This is a genomic window from Saprospiraceae bacterium (assembly GCA_016713025.1).
GTDB lineage: Bacteria > Bacteroidota > Bacteroidia > Chitinophagales > Saprospiraceae > OLB9.
In genome coordinates, this window is sequence record JADJPZ010000003.1 from 361,064 (window position 1) to 379,814 (window position 18,751).

Annotated in this window: 18 protein-coding genes; 8 read left to right on the forward strand and 10 right to left on the reverse strand. The window is 34.8% G+C overall.

Features of this window, described 5'->3' with window-relative positions:
* Positions 1-10 precede the first annotated feature (10 nt).
* Positions 11-1,174: an exo-alpha-sialidase gene (locus tag IPK35_04520; GenBank protein ID MBK8052549.1), complete on the reverse strand. Its 1,164-nt coding sequence runs from the start codon at positions 1,172-1,174 to the stop codon at positions 11-13.
* Positions 1,175-2,133: 959 nt separating this feature from the next.
* Between IPK35_04520 and IPK35_04525 the strand changes: the two genes are divergently transcribed.
* Positions 2,134-2,469, forward strand: a complete 336-nt coding sequence (locus tag IPK35_04525; protein ID MBK8052550.1) for a hypothetical protein — start codon at positions 2,134-2,136, stop codon at positions 2,467-2,469.
* Positions 2,470-2,471: 2 nt separating this feature from the next.
* A complete protein-coding gene (locus tag IPK35_04530) occupies positions 2,472-2,663 on the forward strand; it encodes a hypothetical protein (protein MBK8052551.1) in 192 nt (63 codons plus the stop codon).
* Positions 2,664-3,021: 358 nt separating this feature from the next.
* On the opposite strand, the gene IPK35_04535 is transcribed toward IPK35_04530, so the two are convergent.
* From IPK35_04535 to IPK35_04545, 3 genes are read right to left on the reverse strand one after another with little or no spacing between them, the layout of a single operon-like run.
* Positions 3,022-3,753: a response regulator transcription factor gene (locus tag IPK35_04535; protein ID MBK8052552.1), complete on the reverse strand. Its 732-nt coding sequence runs from the start codon at positions 3,751-3,753 to the stop codon at positions 3,022-3,024.
* A 6-nt stretch (positions 3,754-3,759) separates the two neighbouring features.
* Positions 3,760-4,779, reverse strand: a complete 1,020-nt coding sequence (locus IPK35_04540; GenBank protein MBK8052553.1) for a histidine kinase — start codon at positions 4,777-4,779, stop codon at positions 3,760-3,762.
* A 33-nt stretch (positions 4,780-4,812) separates the two neighbouring features.
* The gene (locus IPK35_04545; GenBank protein MBK8052554.1) at positions 4,813-7,314 is read right to left on the reverse strand and encodes a TonB-dependent receptor; all 2,502 of its coding nucleotides are present in this window, start codon (positions 7,312-7,314) and stop codon (positions 4,813-4,815) included.
* Positions 7,315-7,768: 454 nt separating this feature from the next.
* On the opposite strand from IPK35_04545, the gene IPK35_04550 reads away from it, so the two are divergent.
* Both IPK35_04550 and IPK35_04555 read left to right on the forward strand, forming a co-directional pair.
* A complete protein-coding gene (locus IPK35_04550; GenBank protein MBK8052555.1) occupies positions 7,769-8,314 on the forward strand; it encodes a sigma-70 family RNA polymerase sigma factor in 546 nt (181 codons plus the stop codon).
* 76 nt (positions 8,315-8,390) lie between these two features.
* Positions 8,391-8,621 (forward strand): hypothetical protein, encoded by a 231-nt coding sequence (locus IPK35_04555; protein ID MBK8052556.1) that lies wholly within the window; start codon positions 8,391-8,393, stop codon positions 8,619-8,621.
* 569 nt (positions 8,622-9,190) lie between these two features.
* On the opposite strand, the gene IPK35_04560 is transcribed toward IPK35_04555, so the two are convergent.
* Complete coding sequence (locus IPK35_04560; protein ID MBK8052557.1) at positions 9,191-10,285, reverse strand: beta-lactamase family protein; 1,095 nt, start codon at positions 10,283-10,285, stop codon at positions 9,191-9,193.
* A 236-nt stretch (positions 10,286-10,521) separates the two neighbouring features.
* Between IPK35_04560 and IPK35_04565 the strand changes: the two genes are divergently transcribed.
* The 3 genes from IPK35_04565 to IPK35_04575 all read left to right on the forward strand — a co-directional run bounded on the left by IPK35_04565 (position 10,522) and on the right by IPK35_04575 (position 13,358).
* A complete protein-coding gene (locus IPK35_04565) occupies positions 10,522-11,130 on the forward strand; it encodes a hypothetical protein (protein ID MBK8052558.1) in 609 nt (202 codons plus the stop codon).
* A gap of 72 nt (positions 11,131-11,202) precedes the next feature.
* Positions 11,203-11,907 carry a response regulator transcription factor gene (locus IPK35_04570; protein MBK8052559.1) on the forward strand — a complete coding sequence of 235 codons (705 nt, stop codon included), beginning with the start codon at positions 11,203-11,205 and terminating at the stop codon, positions 11,905-11,907.
* A gap of 2 nt (positions 11,908-11,909) precedes the next feature.
* Positions 11,910-13,358: a HAMP domain-containing histidine kinase gene (locus IPK35_04575; protein ID MBK8052560.1), complete on the forward strand. Its 1,449-nt coding sequence runs from the start codon at positions 11,910-11,912 to the stop codon at positions 13,356-13,358.
* Between the two features lie 120 nt (positions 13,359-13,478).
* On the opposite strand, the gene IPK35_04580 is transcribed toward IPK35_04575, so the two are convergent.
* The 5 genes from IPK35_04580 to IPK35_04600 form a co-directional block, all read right to left on the reverse strand.
* A complete protein-coding gene (locus IPK35_04580; protein MBK8052561.1) occupies positions 13,479-14,669 on the reverse strand; it encodes an ATP-binding protein in 1,191 nt (396 codons plus the stop codon).
* 382 nt (positions 14,670-15,051) lie between these two features.
* Positions 15,052-15,426 carry a hypothetical protein gene (locus tag IPK35_04585; GenBank protein ID MBK8052562.1) on the reverse strand — a complete coding sequence of 125 codons (375 nt, stop codon included), beginning with the start codon at positions 15,424-15,426 and terminating at the stop codon, positions 15,052-15,054.
* 3 nt (positions 15,427-15,429) lie between these two features.
* Positions 15,430-15,936: a hypothetical protein gene (locus tag IPK35_04590; protein MBK8052563.1), complete on the reverse strand. Its 507-nt coding sequence runs from the start codon at positions 15,934-15,936 to the stop codon at positions 15,430-15,432.
* Positions 15,866-16,114: a hypothetical protein gene (locus IPK35_04595; GenBank protein MBK8052564.1), complete on the reverse strand. Its 249-nt coding sequence runs from the start codon at positions 16,112-16,114 to the stop codon at positions 15,866-15,868. Before IPK35_04595 ends, IPK35_04590 begins: the two co-directional genes overlap by 71 nt.
* A 1,021-nt stretch (positions 16,115-17,135) precedes the next feature.
* On the reverse strand, positions 17,136-17,642 hold the full coding sequence (locus tag IPK35_04600) for a fasciclin domain-containing protein (protein MBK8052565.1): 507 nt from the start codon (positions 17,640-17,642) through the stop codon (positions 17,136-17,138).
* 285 nt (positions 17,643-17,927) lie between these two features.
* Here IPK35_04600 and IPK35_04605 point away from each other — a divergent pair, with 285 nt between their 5' ends.
* Positions 17,928-18,740, forward strand: a complete 813-nt coding sequence (locus IPK35_04605) for a hypothetical protein (GenBank protein ID MBK8052566.1) — start codon at positions 17,928-17,930, stop codon at positions 18,738-18,740.
* Positions 18,741-18,751: the final 11 nt, after the last annotated feature.

Sequence of the window (18,751 nt, forward strand, 5' to 3'; positions counted from 1 at the left end):
AGATCAATAACTATTTTGATTCCAACCAAGGAAGATTGAAAATGGCCATATTTGCACCCACATACTGGCCATTTTCGATTTTTTCATACAGCAGATAGATCAATCCTTCTGTCGGGGTACCCGGTCGACCTGCATACAGAGATGAATAGGCAAAACCTCCTGAATCGATTACTTTTTTTACAGGCCATGATTTTGCTCCATCTCTACTCAGCCATACAGCCCCGTTTCTGCGGTCGCCCCATCTGTTTTCAAAAGCCAGATCTTTTTGATCAGCAGTTTTAGGTATGTCTATGTTGCTGAAAACCAAAACATCACCATCTACTGTTGAGATTCTGGTCAACCCACCCATGAGGCCATAATCACTATATTGATTGCCATCAGGGAGTACTTTGCTGACATTCATATTTTGCCAGGTGTGGCCGCCATCCTCACTCCATGCTTCATATCTCCATCGGGGATCAAGCCCATCCGTGGACTTATGTCTTCTGGAATTGTAGTACAATCTGCCATCAGACAATTGTTCTATACATGCTTCACCAGTACCCATCACCGGAAAAGGTTCACTGGTTTTCCAAGACTTACCACGATCATCGCTGTAGATGGCATTGGTGTAGTGCTGATCCCAGTAATTCACATCATTGCCTTGACCATAATACCTTGTGGGCCTGATCAGCCTGCCTTTGTGTTTTCCGAATTTAAGTATGATACCATGTTCATTCATGTGTAAAGATGGCATATTCCCTTTTGAATCTGGAGTAATACTCAAGGGTTCTTCTTTCCAGGTCTTACCATCATCCTTACTTCTGAACATCTTGCCAGGTGTTGGAGGGTGTTTGTCATCCATGAAAACCAAAATATCCCCGGACACTTCATCAGATATCACACCACCACCATGAAATCCCGGTTGATGTACTAATATGTTGTCACTCCATGTGATCCCACCGTTTTCACTCCTTTTCACTACAAAATTTTCTCTTCCAATGGTTGCGATCACTGTTCCTTTTTTTGACACTACCACATTTGGGAATCTTTCGCCTTTGAACAGCAAAGGGTGGATGATAAAAAATGGTTTGTGGGAATCAATCAGCAGTTTTTGATTATTGAAAGAACAGGAAATGTTCGTAATCAATATAAAAAGCAAAAGAGTATACCCAATTTCCCGAAAAGCAATCATAAATATAGAAAAGTATTATTGACCTTCAAATGATGCAAATGTAGTTAAAATTCTCATTGCCAATGCAGGACTTGAGTCCCCAGTTCTTAATTATTTTTGACATGATTTTGTCGACCAGTTTGTTTTGACAAAGAATTCAGAAATTTCTAAATAATCAATGTCTTTTAGTTAAAGTATTTTGATCTGTTTTTACCCATCCCTGCCTCGTCGTACCGTTGGGCAGGGAGGCTAAGTCCTTCCCCTGCCTTGCCGTCTGGCAGTCTTGAAAGGGAAAGGACTTCATAATGTGGTCTTATCTAAATGACATCGACATAAATTTTTAAAAAATAAAAGGACAGATCCATTAAATCTGCTCTTTTTGTTTTGTGATGGATGGCAAGATCACAATCAGATAAAAAAGTATACTCAAAATAAATTGGTTTGAGAAAAATGGATTAACCAACATCTTGATTTTTAGAATAATGAAGACATAATTTTTCTCAAAAAAAATTATCGTCTGTATAACATTTAAATGCTGGTTGTAGCACTCATCTAAGGTTTTAAAGCAATATCCAACATAAAAAATGAACAAAGAAAAAGATGGAAGGAAATGAAAATGTTGGGAGAAGTTCTCTTTACAACAAAGGACTATTAATTCAACAGAGTACCTGATTTTTTATAAAAAATCTGAAAGTTCTGATTAGTTTTTTTCGTCTGATAGAAAGTTGGTGGCTCATGAAACAAAAGAACTCAGTCAACTTAAAACTGACCCCAACAAGTAAAATAATGTAGTAAATGCTTCTAAAATGCCATCAGGACTTCTTATCTTTAGCCTTCAAAATGGACAAAAGGTTAAAGTTATAAAGAAGTAGTTGGAGTTACCGAGATATCAGATAAGTACAAACGAAGATCAAACAATTTTTTGGTTTACAAGTCATGGACCCAAAGGCAATATTGTTAAGGTTGTTATTTTCACACCTATGAATGAACCAGGAGTTTATAATCTTGCTTTAGGTGATTATAACCCCGAAACAGATAAAACTGATTTCGAAAATATTTCAAATAACAGTGATCGAGATAAAGTATTGGCTTCTGTCGTTGACACTGTATATGGATTTTTTGCCAATAAACCAGAAGTTGTACTTCATTTTAAAGGGAGTGACAATGCCAGAACTAGGCTTTACCAAATGGCAATTGCCGTATTTATTGAAGAATTATCCAAAGATTTTGATATATTTGGGAAACTCAATGGAAAAATCCTGCGTTTTACAATAGGTATCAATTATGATGCATTCTTAATACAATTAAAAAAATAATCATGAGAGTAGAAGATTTGACTAAAAGAGATTTAAAGAAAAATCCATTAATGGTTGTAGATAAGACTCTTGATAGATTTAAAAATGTGCCTATCCCACAGGACAAAATTGACTCAGCGAATTCAGCGATCGGAGCTTCAAATTTTTATGAAGTATTTCCACATTTAAAGAAAGAATTAATCACGAAGCCATGACCTGTCCAGTCTTTAGCGGGAACACAGGCTAACACGGACATCTCGCCCTATCGGGACGAGCCGTCGGGTAGCCAAGCCGTTAGGGGCAATAATAAGAAATATGAAATCATGAATGTATTCACAAACATAATTCAAGGGCCACTAAATATAGCCAAAAAGCCAGAGGACTTAATTGAACAAGACAAGTTGTTTGTTGAATTTGCTTCGCACCATTCAGTCCGGCTCGCAGCGAATACCGTATATAGCTGGTTGCTCAAGCATAGCTTTACGCGGTACCGCAAAAAATATAACTCAACAGAAAATAAAATTTGCCGCTTGGAGCCAAATGATAAAACTTTAAACATACTCTTCACACCTCCTAAGGGCGCTTAGTATTTAAAATGCGCATAAAGTTTTCATGATGGGCGTCACTTACGGGTATGACAGATGATCCGATGATAATATTTTGGTTTCGTACTGAATCTATCATATCCAGATTGACGATAAATGATTTGTGTACTTTCATAAATTTTTTTTCCGGTAGTCGATCTTCAATACCTTTTAAAGTACTTTTTGTGATGATAGGTTTTGAAGAAACAGATGTATATATCTTGACGTAATCTTTCATGCTTTCTACGTAGCTGATAGTACTGACAATAACTTTTACTAATGCATATTCACTGTTCACAAAGATAACGTCATCATCTGCGGGTAGGCCTTTTGTTTGGTTCTCCTGTATCAAAGCCACATTTTTCTGTTTCTCTTCAAGGGCCTTATAGCAAGCTTTTGTAAATCTTTCCTGACTAACCGGCTTCAACAGGTAGTCAACCACGTCGAGGTCATAACTTTCCACTGCATAATTGGCATAAGCTGTGACAAATATGACCATCGGTCTATACCTCAAGCCCTGTAAAAATGTAGTACCCAGCATACCAGGCATCTGGATATCCAGAAACATAAGGTCTACATCTTTTTCCTGTAGTACCTGCATGGCTTCAAATGGATTTTTGCAAGTGGCTGTGAGCTCCAGAAATGGCAAATGGCTGATATTATCTTCAAGAAGTTTTCTTGCAAGGCTTTCGTCGTCAACTATGATACACTTAAGCTTCAAGGTTTATCACTTTAAAGAAAGTTTCAATAATACATCAAAGTCGCCTCCATGGGAAGATGTGGTCAATTGGTGCGTTTGCGGATAAATCAGGGTAAGCCGGCGCTCTACATTCTTAAGACCTATGCCGGTACTTGTATCCTTTTCACTGGCAGTTTCAGGCGTGATTTTATTTCTGACTGAAAATTCGAGATCAGCATCCTTGATTTTTACAAAAACTGAAATAGAAGGATCTTGTATCAATCCGACACCATGTTTAAAAGCATTTTCAACAAATGGAATCAAAAGCATTGGCTCAATAATTAAATTTTTAGGATCACCTTCCACCTTATATTCAATAAGCACATCCTCATCGAAACGGATTTTTTGCAAATCTATATAATTATTCAGATAGGACAATTCTTTTTCTAATGTAATACGTTCATTGCCTGTCTCATAGAGCATGTATCTCATGAGTTCTGAAAGCTTTAATGTCACAGCTTCGGCAAGTTGAGTATTGGACCTGATCAGAAAAATGATACTATTCAGCACATTAAAAATAAAATGCGGACTGATCTGAGACCTTAAAAAGGAAAGTTCTGACTGAAGTTTTTCCTTTTCTTTCTCTTCCTTAATCCTTGACTGCTGAGCAAAATCGTTGAGCAAACCATAACCGGTACTTATTGCTGCTACAAGTATGATAGCTATGATACCTTTATAAGATTTATACCCTCGTTTCATCTCTACCCCAAGCATATCATTGACTGTGTGGAAAATGAAGCTATGCACAAAACTTATCAGAACAATGGCAGCAATCAGGGACCAAAAATAATAATTGACCCCTTTTTTATGAAGTACATTGGGTATAAGCCATTCTGTATTAAAAACAAACAATGGCAAATGTGTAAAAATGATCAAAGAAGCAATGAGTACAAACCTGTTGTTGAAATCAGCGTCATTGACATTGGATAAAGTCAGATATAACCATAATCCCCACAAACTGATGTGGAAGAATATTTTTTTTTGAATATCGGACAGACTTATCTTCATCTTGTATTTTAGTTCATGAGATCATTCAAATCATTAATATTCTTCATCATTCTGATCCTGTCTTTCACCTCTTTTTCCTGACCTCTTGAATAACGATCCGTCTGCTTTTCCAAAAGGCACCTGTACGGTCAACCTGAAAAATCTGGTCTCTCTTCTTCTCATAGACTCCTGAATATATGTCGGCTGGTCGTAGATTGTTATATCCCTTCTGCTATTAAATACATCGCTCACATTGAATGTCACACTTGTACCATTTTTAAACAAGGTTTTCTTTAAAGCAAAATCCGCAAATGCGATACCCTGCCGCTCGCCTTGTGGAATTGGTCTGTTACCATCATAACCTCCATTGATCTGTATAGAAAAATTGGCTGGTAGTTTATAATTTACGGTGGCTTTGGCATTTCCTGTAAATCCTGAATTTGTAAATGTGTCCACAGCAACATTAAATCTGAAAAAATTACCATTGAGCATCACCTCCAGCTTTTTGCCAAATGCAAGTCTTAAAGTATTGTCCAATCCATAAGTGATTTCGTGTTCACCATTGACAAATGTCGTCACCAGAATAGTCGGATCAGTCGGAGATGGCAGGATCAGGGGCTTCAGCGTATTGGTTTCGTTGCTGAAATAAAATGTAGAAAGCCAGTTGTTTTGACCAAACTTTTTATTAAAGTTCAATTCTGCAAGATTGATAAATTCTGGTTGCAGATTTGGATTACCTATAGTGATATTTTGCCTGTCAGCAGACATCACGCCAGGCATCAGCATCCTGTGGTTGGGACGTTGTATTTTTCTGCTGAAATTCAAGCCTATCTCAGTATTTGTGTCTATTTGCTTTGTGATATACAAAGATGGAAACAAAGATCTAAGTATATCTGAAGCATTACCTTTAGGATAGGTATAGCCAAAATCCCCAAAACCTTCAAGCAGTGACTTTCCGTTCATATCAGAATATTCAAATCTCAAACCAGCCTGGTACAAAATGTTATATTTCATCTTGCCTGAATAAGTTACATATGCTGCATGAATATTTTCATCTATGATGGTATTTTGAGAAAACTGTTTTTGTAGTATATATTCGTTGGTGGTGTTGTCCAACTGATTGAAAAAATAAACCTGATCTCTTGAGCTGACAAAACTTCTGATTCCCATTTCAATTCTCGAACTATCGCTCAAAGGATTGACATAATCCAATTGCACAACCCCTTGTTTATTATCATTATAACCATTAATGTCTACGTATTCAGGGAAATCAGGTAAAACGGTACTTTCGCCATTAAATGCTGATGTCACCCAATCTCCGGTATTTGAACCATTACCCCAGGCATAATTAGCCATTAGTGTAAGTGATTTATCCTTTTTTGTGTAGTTTTTACGCCATTGTGTTTCTACGTTGTTTCTTTGAAAATCAAAATTAGATTTCTGCAATCTTGTGCCATATTCTTTCCTTTTTGACTCTGATGTTAAAAACTCATAATCCTGAGTTGTAGCATTATTAAACTCACCTTTGTTGATTGATCCGCTAATAGTCAAGGTATTTCTGTTATTAAGCTGGTAGTCAAAATTGACCCGACCTGTATGAAATTGATTTTTGGAGTCTATATTGCTGTATTGGTTAAAAAAATCAGTGATTTGTCTTTGGCCATTGAAATTTGTTCGGTTGAGAAAACCGGTATTTGGTACATTTGATGTATTATAACTATAGAATGATGACAGATTCCATTTACCTTCATTCGTATTTAGATTGGCAGAACCATTGTATCTGTCCTGATTGCCCACTCCCAAGCTTAAAGATCCGTTGTAACCTGCTTTTCTGTTTTTCTTAAGAATAATATTTACTATACCTCCTGTGGTTGCAGCCTCGTACTTTGCCGAAGGGTTGGATATAACCTCCACTGATTCTATCTGGTCAGCAGGAATCTGATTGAGAGACATGAGCGACGGCTTACCATCAACATAGATGGTTGTGTTTTTATCACGTAGTTTTGCACCTCCATCCATATCAACAGTAATAGATGGTACATTTTTAAGGATGTCTTCCGCAGTACCACCTGCTGCTGTGATATTTTTATCCACATTAAAGACCCTCTTTTCAAGGCTTATCATGGCAGCCACTTTATCAGCTTTTATTTCTACTTCAGAAAGCACCTGCGCATCGATTTCCATCACAAGATTACCAAGATCTATTTCTGTATTATTGGGTGGGGTCAGTCTCACTTTTTTGATGATGTCCTTATTGCCTACATAGTTGATTTTAACTGTCAGTGGGCCTAAAGGAAGCCCTTTGAAATTAAATTCTCCATTTTCCTCAGTAAGATTACCTTCGATCATTTTTTCTTCACCATTAGCTTCGGTTCGAACGATCACCACAGTTGCATAAGCCAGTGGATGTTTTCCTGTATTGTCGAGAACTTTACCAAATACCCTGCCTATTTTCATTTCGGTTCTATCTCCTGATGGTTTTTGAGCGGTCAAAGTTAATGTACCAAAGATCATCAGGACTAAATATACTAAATTTAAATTGTTTGATAATTTCATTGTTTAATTATGTGTTTACGAAACTTAGACAGATTATTAATAAATATGTTGTTTTAGTCCAAAGAAAAGTAGACGATTAAGACAATTTTGGCGATGAAAAATTTAGTTTAAGGATTAAATATGCCTGGCAACAGATACAATACAATCTAATTTTTTTTAATTTAGTCAATTGCGTCAATAATTCATTGTGCTAATACCTTTTACCATAATTCTTGCATTTAAAATGTAAAAATATCGCCACAATCTGAGTTGATTGCCCATACATAATGATGAATAAAAATCCACTATGATTCATATTTGATATCTTCATTGGTATTTTTGTGAGGTTAATTATACACACAACACAAACCGTAATTTCATATTGTAAAAAAAGTCCTACTTTTGCCGAAGAAATTAAATCAACGTGTCTAAAAGTAAAAGTGAGCAAATTTTTGAAGAAGAATTGTTTCCCCACATGGAAGCATTAAAGACTTTTGCATACCACCTTACTTACAATGAAGATGATGCTAATGATTTGGTACAGGAGACCTATCTAAAAGCACATAAATTTTTAGAAAATTATGATGCGGGAACTAATGCGAAGGCTTGGTTGTTTAAGATACTTAAGAATGCATATATAAACGAATACCGGAAAAAAATCAGGCAACCAATCAAGGTTGATATTGATGAAGTATCGGGTTACAAGGATAGTGAAGAAGGAAGTAAAGGTGCATATAATGATATACGCCAGGATATATTTGATAATTCAATGGGGGATGAGGTAACAATAGCGCTCAATGCGCTTCCTTATGAATTCAGGACAGTAATTCTTCTATGCGATATTGAACATTTTTCATACGAAGAAATTGCCAAAATCCTTGAACTGCCGATTGGGACTGTCAGATCAAGACTATTCAGAGCTCGGAATATGCTAAAAGAAATGCTCAAAAAATATGCACTCAGGATGGGTTATAAAGATATGAGAGGGCCTAAGAAACACGATATAAACGAAGAAGAGTAAATAAAGCCAGGCATTTTTACACGAAAACTTGCATCCTGAGTATTGTAAAATAATGAATTGTTAAAAATAAAAAAACATGAGAAGTTTTGACTCGGTAAAATCACTTCGCCAACAGATAAATTTATATCTTGACAATGAATTGTCAGCTGAAGATCAAAAAACTTTTATAACTCAGGTCGAGTCAGATCCTAAATCCACACGGATACTCAATAGTGAGAAGGATTTTAGAGAGTTTGTGCGCAATAATGTCAAAAGACCTTCAGTTACTCCTGATTTCATCAGAGATTTAAAAAACAGAATTCGTTAAGATACTATAATGGGTTTTTAAATTTTTACCTTTTGATATAAGAATGATCAAAATCGGTTTTCTGCCTACCATGTCAGTTTCTATTTCAATCTTTGTTTTGCTGATAGTGCTAAAGAATATTTTTGGGTAAATCCCAAAATTGCGCTTTAATAAAAATTCCTTTTGTATTGCCTCATTACATGCCTAATCAACAGGCAGTCATAAAGCGCGACAAAATGAAACACACAGCAATTGTATGAAAAAATGGGGTGTATTTCAAGTTTTTGCTACACATTAAAAATCATCATATTTTTATTGCGCGATTCGGGCAAGATGTCTATAAATACAGCATCGCGCAGTAGATCTTTTAAGAGGCAGACTCACATTACATTGAAATTAGAGTATGTTTAAATTTTTATTGCCTTAAAATCAATGTATTATGAACCTGGCTTCAAAACAATCGCCTTATTTAGTTCACTAAATGCGTTGATTATTTTATCGCCAGAACCATAATCTCTTGATTTACAACTAAGAAAAATTTTAAACATATTCTTAGGGAAGTACAATCTTTAGTTAATCCCATATATATATTAATGAGTTTCCTCATGCATTTTCCTGTATGAAAAATCCTTAGATAACCACCCAAATGATTTCAGAGCTTTTTCAATAAGTAAAAAAGAATCATGATGATCGGCAAGATTTGTAAAATAAACAATGGCCATCTCCTTTTCAGGTATTTCTATAACAATATTGCTGAAACCACATGTTGCACCTGAATGAAGAATAACTTTAGGAATATTATTCTTATCATGTTCATAAAACCATCCATAAGCGTAAGCATGTTGATCTGTGATAGTAGACGATGATGATTGGATCATTTTATTAAAGTCCATGCCTAGAATTCTCTTCCTTCCTAGATACCATTTACTATAGTCATTAAGTGAAGTATAAAGTCCTCCATCGCCCAATGTTGCACTGGTCAGGCTTTGATCTCTGAATACTATTTTTCCTTCCTTATCCCTGGCATATCCATAGACCCTGTTATTAATATTAGGGCCATACCAAACGGTATTTTTCATGCCCAATGGATTAAAAATATATTGCTTACAAAAATCGTGTAATGTCATATCAGAAGCCTTTTCTACTATCAATGCCAATATACAATAAGCTGTGTTTGAATACTTAAATTTTTCACCGGGAACAAAGTATGTTTTTTCGATTCCTTTTACCATATTTAATATGTCCAGGTCGGACAATTGAATTTTCATACTATCATCAATGAGCTCTTCATAATCCTTAATCCCTGAAGTGTGAGTCAACAAATGATGGACTGTAACCTTTTCCCCTACAGAAGGTGAAAACTCAGGAAAAAAATCTGAGAGTGGTTGTTGCAGATTCAATTTCTTTTGTTGTTCAAGTAAAAAAATAGCGCCCGCAGTAAATTGTTTGCTTACAGATGCCATCCGGTAATTACTCCTTTTGTCAGATTTTATCGATGATTCTTTTTTCAAATTTCCGACAGAATTTTGATAAATAATCTTTCCTTTACTGATAACCATCAGACTATATGATTGCCCTGTAGAATTGTGCTGTTCATTTAAAATTTTATCCAATCCGACATTTAAATTTTGACTGTTCACAGAAAGAGATAATATCGTAAATAAACCATATAATTGAGTTCTCATGTCATTCTAAAATTATTTAAAAAATCAAATATAAACGAACTTTAAATTTCAATAGTATTAACCTGAATTTAAAATAATAAATTCTCAATTAAATAACTAAAACTGCCACAAACAACAACCTGAAAATGTCACAGCATAAAGAATAATCATCAAAGTTAAAACAATTTTGTTGCAGAACTTTGTTATGTGTAATAAATATCTCCTAATCCTATTTTGTGCAAACTAAAAAATCGGCAATGAAAAACAAATCTTTAAGGTATTTTGCATTACAATTATTTATCATTTTATCTATCAACGTGCAGGGACAAAAAGAAATAAAAAATGACTCTCTACCCTTTCAGGATATCACCGATTACCCAAATTCATATTCAAGTGAAAATATAGTGGCCAGAATGATAGATGGACTTGGATTCAGGTTTTTTTGGGCAACTGAAGGACTTACAGATGCAGATTTATCTTTTCGCCCCAATCCTGATGCCAGATCTTCAGATGACACTATAGATCACATTTTGGGACTTTCTGGAATGATTATCAACACTATAAAAAACAAACCCAACTTGACATCAGGAGATGAAACGTCGCCAAAAACTTTTTCAGAGAAAAGGAAATCAGTTCTTATCAACTTATTTGAAGCGAGGCAACTACTTGCCACCTCAGTAAAAGTTGAAGACGTTAAAATTGTCTTTGTAAGAAATAATATCAGGACAGAATTGCCTGTCTGGAATCTGATCAACGGGCCTATTGCGGATGCCATCTGGCATACTGGCCAAATAGCATCATTTCGCCGAGCTTCCGGAAATCCATTCAGTGCCAAAGTGAACCTAATGATGGGAAAATTGAGATAAATTTGTGATAATTGATATGTTATTTTGTACAGTGTTTCAAGAACTTTATCGTATTTATAAAAATCTTTGAAAATAATGTCCATAGCCATCATAGAAGACGATCCCAATATCAGGAGTCTTATAAAAATAGTTCTTTCACCATTGAATGTACCGATCGACGAATACGATAATGGGTGGAAGGGACTAGATGCACTTGCTCAAAAAAAATATAGTTTACTCGTACTTGACCTGATGTTGCCCGGCGTCAATGGCGTGGAAATCTGTAGAAAAGTCAGACAGACCAATAATCAAATGCCTATACTAATGCTTACAGCAAAATCTGAGGAAGAAGATAAAATTGCAGGATTAGACATAGGCGCGGATGATTACCTGACAAAACCATTCAGCAATGGAGAATTACTCGCTAGGGTAAAAGCACTACTCAGAAGATCAGAAGCAAAATCTGTTTCCGATAAAAAGGAAAATCAAATCATCTCAATAGGTAGTTTGAAGCTGGATATTTCAAATCGGGTACTTATAAAAAACGATATTGAAATCAGCCTAACGGCCAAAGAGTTTGACCTTATTCATCTTTTTATGTCCAATGCCGGTAGGAATTTTACTAGAATGGAAGTTCTGGAAAGGGTTTGGGGAGAACATTTTGAAGGATTGGAGCATACGGTCAACTCCAACATCAACAGATTAAGAAGTAAAATAGAGGAAGATCCAGCAAAGCCAAATTATCTTGTGACAGTATGGGGATTGGGCTATAAATTCAATAAAAATCCTGAAACCTGATCATGATCAATTCTAATATCTGGAAAAACAAAAGGCTACGGCAAATCCTGCTTCTTGTAAGTGGTTCTATTGTTATTCTATGGATGATAATGGCTATCCTTTTTTACAACTTTACAGTATCAAAATATGAACGATCTACGCTTATGAGGCTAGCTGGCATTGCCAATTCTCTGGCATTACAAATAGATGGTGATGAGCACAAAAAACTTTTTCAAATCCATAAAGCGAAAGATGACATTTTAAATATCGAACAAGATGTATTGTACTTTAAATTGCACCGCCTTTTGAAATCCAATTTTATAGCCAATATGCTCAAAAGTCCAATATATACTATTTCATCTAATGGAAGTGATATGTTTTATGAGTTTGGCGTAACTTCTGATAGTGTTCCTTATTATCGGCATCCATATAAGTCATACCATCCTACACTCAATGAAAACTATAAAGTTGGCGGTATGATACCAGAGTATAAAGATGAGTTCGGTATGTGGTTATCGGCATTTGCTCCTATTAAAGACAGCCAAGGAAGTACTGTGGCAGTAGTCATGGTCGATGAAAAACTTGATATTTTTCTTGCGTCTGTAAGGTCAGAACTACTAAAAGCATTTTTTATATCCATTGCTGTCTTTAGTATCATGATCATATTGCTCCTTTGGCAAATGAGAAAGATACTCACAAGAGAACAAAAGGATAAAAACATCATCGAAGAATCAAGCACTGAAATCAACAGGATGAATAGAGAATTGTCAGTAGCCAATGCAAAACTAAGTAGTCTCGATCTATTCAGAAAGGAAATGATTTCCAATATTTCCCATGATCTGCGTACTCCAATGGCAAGTATTATAGGATTTTTGGATTTGGTAAGAAATCAGCAATCTGCCATATCTGATGAAGACAAAAGCAAATTTATCAATGTTGCCTATGCTGAAACTAAGAGACTCAACAACTTAATATCTGATCTTTTTGAGTTGAGTAAACTGGAATCAGGGCAAGTCAAAATCAATCCTGAAGCATTTAATATCTATGAACTGGTTTCAGATATTGTACAGAAATACCAAATGAAAATTAAATCAAAACATGTCGATTTGAACTTTGAAATTCATGAAAATCTTGGATTTGCTGTGGGTGATATCAAATATATTGACAGGGTATTTCAAAATCTCCTTGACAATGCTGTCAGGTATGTAAATGGAGGCGGATATATTAAAATATCAATTTTGGATGTTACAGACTACTTTAAGGTTAAGATTTGTAATTCCGGAGATTTGATACCTCAGGAAGACCTGGATGTTATTTTTGATCGATATTATACTAATGAAAAAACTGATCAAGCACGCACAGGACTAGGATTGGCCATTGCAAAAAGCATTTGCACTTTGCATGGCTGTACGATAAAAGCTGAATCCAATGAGTTTGTCAATTCATTTTGGTTTACAGTGCCGAAAGTTTGAGAATGAAAAGTTCATGAAGTGGAAAATTATTAACTCCAAAATGTGGCATTTGTCACTATAATATGTGAAGTTCTTTATTTAGTTAGTGTACTAGTTGTGAAAAATTTAATATATACATCCCTAATACATAAATCCGAATAGCCATAACGGTATTCTATTTTTAAAGCCAAGCGGCATTTCATCTATGGCTAAATAACTATTTTTTATGCCGGCTATTTGATGGAAACTTTTACTGGCCCCTCCTACTTCAAAAGTGTATGTATCATTTATCATAAAATCACCTTGCTGGGCCAGAGTTAATTGGTGTTTGATCCCCAATTGATTGGCAAAAAAGGTTTCTCTGAGTGTACCAATATTTACATTCGATTGAGTTAAAAAAAGCAAGTTTGTATTTTGTAAATATATTTTATCAGGTTTAGTCAGCTGGGTGTAAATCTTGCCATTCAATCTCACCAAAGTAAGCACTGATGCTTTTTGCAGCGAATTTAAGTAGTTGAGTAATGTTATCCTATCGGTTTCTAAAGCTTCCGCCAGTTTAGTAATATTGGGTTGATATGGTGCTTGGGTAGACAACAAATATATCAACTTTCTGATCTTAGGAATTTTAGTTAAATCTACACCTTCTATCAATGCCAAGTCTTGTTCCAATACTACATTCAAAACATTCCCTAATTTATGATGATAGTTTTTTATTCCTTCCAAATAAAAGGGAAAAAAACCATATTTAAGGTAGGTAGAAAAATGCTGTAATGGCTTAAAATGATCTAGTAATTGTGGAACGATAATTTCATGATCTGTGATGATATCAGCAAGTGAAAATATAGGTAAATTGAGTTTCAACTCAATATTCACATACTCCCTAAAGGATAAACCATGCAAGGTGTACACCACACTTCGTCTGCTCAAATCAGCATTTCCTTTTTGTATATCCAAAATAGAAGAGCCGGATGCAACCACTTTCAATTCTTTTATTTTATCACGAATGTTTTTTAGTTCCTGGCTCCAGTTCTGGTACTTATGTATTTCATCTACAAATAAATGCGTACCTCCTTTTTGAGCATGAGTTTTTGCAATGTCCAATAAACTAAGGTTAGCCAATGCCAGATCATCCATACTAAGGTATAATGCAGTAGAAGATGTCGCAAATTTTTCCTTAATATATTGTAGCATTAAGGTTGTTTTCCCTACACCCCGTGAACCCAGGATAAACAGTAAGGGCTCTTCCCAATCTATTTCATCCATAAAATCCCTTCTAAATCTTGGCTTTAATGCAGCTAATGTTTCTTTGTGTTCAATATAAATCTGATCCATTTTATAAAACATTTGATGCTGCAAAGGTACATTATTTGTTTATAGAAAACAACATTTAATAAATAAATATGTTAGTTGCAATAAACATATTCGTATAATAAATGTATATACTAAATTACATTTTATCGAATAGGAATACTTACAATCTTTTTAGAATAGCATTAATTGTAATAGTAAATAGATAATTGTGTATTAAGTAGAACGAGTTACAAATCGCATCAAAGTTTATCAAACTAAAAGCATGACGTGCACTGGCAGTGCATATAAAGGCAGTACAAATTGTTATTATCAGGCTTAGAAAAGACTGAAACTTGCGCCAGTATAGGGGTTTACGGTTCAAAAGGCTTGAGTTATTTTAAGTAGTTACCGAATTTTATAATCATCACTCCATAAAAGGAGTGAAAATCTTCTTGTCATATTTATAAAGTCCTGTAGCTCTTGTACCTATCCAATAGTTGCCTTTTCTATCTTCAAGTATACACCAAGTAGCACCATTTTTCAAATCATCTTTTTTTGATACATTTTGAAAATTTTTTCCGTTATACTTCCATACACCACCACCATTTACTTCTCGTTTTGATGCTTCACCTGTTTCAGTAGCAAACCAGATATCACCGTTAGTGTCTTGAATCATCTGAGATACCACACTGACATCAAATATACCTTTTTGCGCAATCTGTGTAAAGTTAGTTCCATCATATCGAAACACACCTCTATACCTTCTGCCAACCCAAATATAACCATCTTTATCTTCCAAAAGTCATCTAAACCAATCTTCATTATTGGGTTTGTAGTTTAAAAGTGTTTTGCCATTATAACAAAATATTCCATCAGTTCTTGTTGTAAACCATATATTTCCTTTTTTATCAGCAAGAAGGTTTAGCACAAGTTTAGGATCATAATTATTGGGATTTTCCACCTTCGGTTTGTCAATTAAACGAGTAAATAATTTGCCATCATAACAAAAAATACCATTTTCAGCAGCAAACCAAAAGATGCCACTTTGGTCTTCTACCATGTTGTTTAGAAATATATCAGAGGCTGGTTTTTGGCTAAAATGGTCGATATAATTTGTATTGGTAAGGGTGACATTAAATGGTTTGATTGTATTTCCATCATATATACATATTCCCTTATCCGTGCCTATCCATATATTACCTTTCCTATCTTCATACAATGAAAATACACCATCGCTGTTAAGGCCATCTTTTGTAGTCAGGTGGGTAAAAGATACCATCGTCAGTTGTAGCAAACCATAAGTTTCCATCCTTATCCATTATACTACAGTGTACATTATCAGCTGGATTTTTGTTTTTACTTTTGATTAGCTTCCATTCAGATTTAGAACTTTTTTTCAACAACTCTTTATTTAAGCTACGCGCATTTTGGGTATGACAGGATGAAATCGTCAATAATAAATAAAAAACAAAACTAAACTTCCACATAATTTAAAATTTTTACTCTGCAAAATTATCCTTTGTACTAAAAAAGAAATTATTTATATGGTAAATAATAGTAAAATAAAAGTAAATAACGTGAATTAGGGTTAAGAGAATTGAAGCAAATGTGGTTTATGCTCAAGTCTTTAGGAAAAAAATTAGGGTATTGAGTTAATATATTAAAGTAGTTTTATTAAAAGAAGGAGCGTTAGCTCTGATATCTTTGTAAAAAGAACTAATTAATTGGTAATAAGGGGTGTAGCCCTACATCTTTAATGATACTGAAATTGTTTTTAGATTACAGGGCTAACGCCCCTGATTTTATGTTTTGGGACTCTGATTACAAAGATCACAAAGCTACGCCCCTATTTATTTAAATCAGTAAAAAAGTACGATAAAATACCTTATCCCGAATTCACGATAAATAATGGCAAAAGTAAATTTTATTTTAATTTTTAAATAAGTTATTTAGGGTCTGCTGAAAAAGTAGCATCACTCAATTTTTATAAAGCTATTGGTGTGGTTAATTGTTCAAAAAACAAGCGATAGTGAACATGAACGTAGTGTAGTGCAAAGCACCAAAGGCGGGTAAGCCTTTGACGGAGTGAACCGCTAGCGGATGGGCAGAAAAAGTGCGTCTATTGCCAATGATAAATATTTGATGTAAAGGACAGATAATCAAGGCAATAGAAAAAGCATTTTGACATGAGAGTGAACGTTGCACCGCAATCGCCTTTTTTTGAACTAGCGTTTTTTGGTTACTTTTTTCTGGGCAAGCATTCCAAAGGAATATGTGAGAGCAAAAGATGCAAAAAAGTGACTGCCGTCCGCATAGGACAATGTTAAATCAAAGTGCAAAGGTTTTACTCATTATACATCAAAAAACCTTGCACTTGTATAAAAATATAATTGAATAAAATATTGAATTTCAGCAACATATAATATATTCAGCAAACACTATTTAAAAAAAAGAGACACCCTGAACTCAATCAGAATGTCTCTTTTAAGATTTAAATAATTCCAAATATTATTTTGGCATCACTACTCCATCAATTACGTGGATCACACCATTTGTACCTTTAAGGTCAGTAGCCGTAACAAAAACAGAATTTCCTTTTTCATCTGTCAATTTTACTTTTCCTTTGTCCAATGAGCCTGTCAGTTTACCACCTTGAACAGTAGTCAATACAGCTTTTCCTTTTCCAGCTTTGATAGCAGACATCACAGCAGCAGCATCCACATTTCCACTTACTACGTGATATGTCAGAATTCCTGTCAGTGTTCCTTTGTTTTCTGGCTTCAGCAAAGACTCTACAGTTCCGGCTGGTAACTTTGCAAAAGCAGCATTACTGGGAGCAAATACTGTAAATGGCCCGGCACTTTTTAGTGTTCCAACCAAATCAGCCGCACCCACTGCTGCAACTAAAGTAGTATGATCTGCAGATCCTGCAGCGATGTCTACTATGTCTTTTCCCTGTCCAATAGCAAATGTTGATGCAACACTTACAAGTAATACAATCATTAATGATTTCATTTTTTGTTTAATATTTATGTTAATAATGCTCAACAAACGTGTGCATTGTTTTAATGTTTAGGTTTTATGATTTACTTAACACATAATAATAAATAGCATATATATTCTATTATATATGAATATATAAAATCATATTATATGATACTTTGGTTAAAATAAATTTAGTATGGAGCATATAGGAACATAAAAACTCTGTTTTGTAACTATTTGCTTTTGTGATACTTCTGTGATACTTCATCTCTAAAATTGTGATATTATTCAATCAGTCATTCAAATTTTTTAAAAATGAAATCTATTCTTAATATTACATTGGTATTTCTAAGCATTACAGGTGCTTTTGGCCAAGCATGGACCAAAGAAAAAGGAAAAAGCTTCCTAAAGCTTGACTTTACAACCATAACCGGCAATAAAGTATTCAACGACAAATCAGAGGTAGTCGATTTTCAGGATTTTAGCTTTAATACAGCAAGCCTTTATGGAGAGTATGGTATTACCAATAAGCTTACAGCTGTTGCTTACCTACCATTTTTACAAAGCAATACATTGAAAGCATCGGCATTAGGCCCTGAAGCTTCCAATTCCGGTTTTGGTGATGTAGATTTAGGGTTTAGATATTCCATTTCAAAAGAAAAATTTCCATTAGCTGTTACCTTAATTTTGGGAATACCTTCAGGAGATAATGACGACTCAAATCAGTTATATACCGGTGATGGCGAGTTCAACCAAATAATCACTCTTGGTTCTGGTGTGGGAAAAGGAAATTGGTGGTTGCAAGGAAGTGTGGGTTATAACAACAGAAGCAATGACTTTTCAGATGAGATGAGATTCAATGCTGAGTTTGGATATAAACTACTAAATAGTAAACTGTTAGCTATGCTGAAATTAGGTGTAGTGTCGCCATTGGACAACGGCAAAGCTCCTTTGACACGAACAGGCTTATTTTCGAATAATGTTGCTTACTTCTCTCCAGCAATAGAGTTGATGTATTACATAAAGCCAAAATTCGGAATAGCACTAAGAGGAGCAGGTGCCAGCCCAACGTCACGCAATATCCAGGCGACACCATCACTTTCTTTTGCCTTTTTTGGTGATTTTTGATTATATCGTGT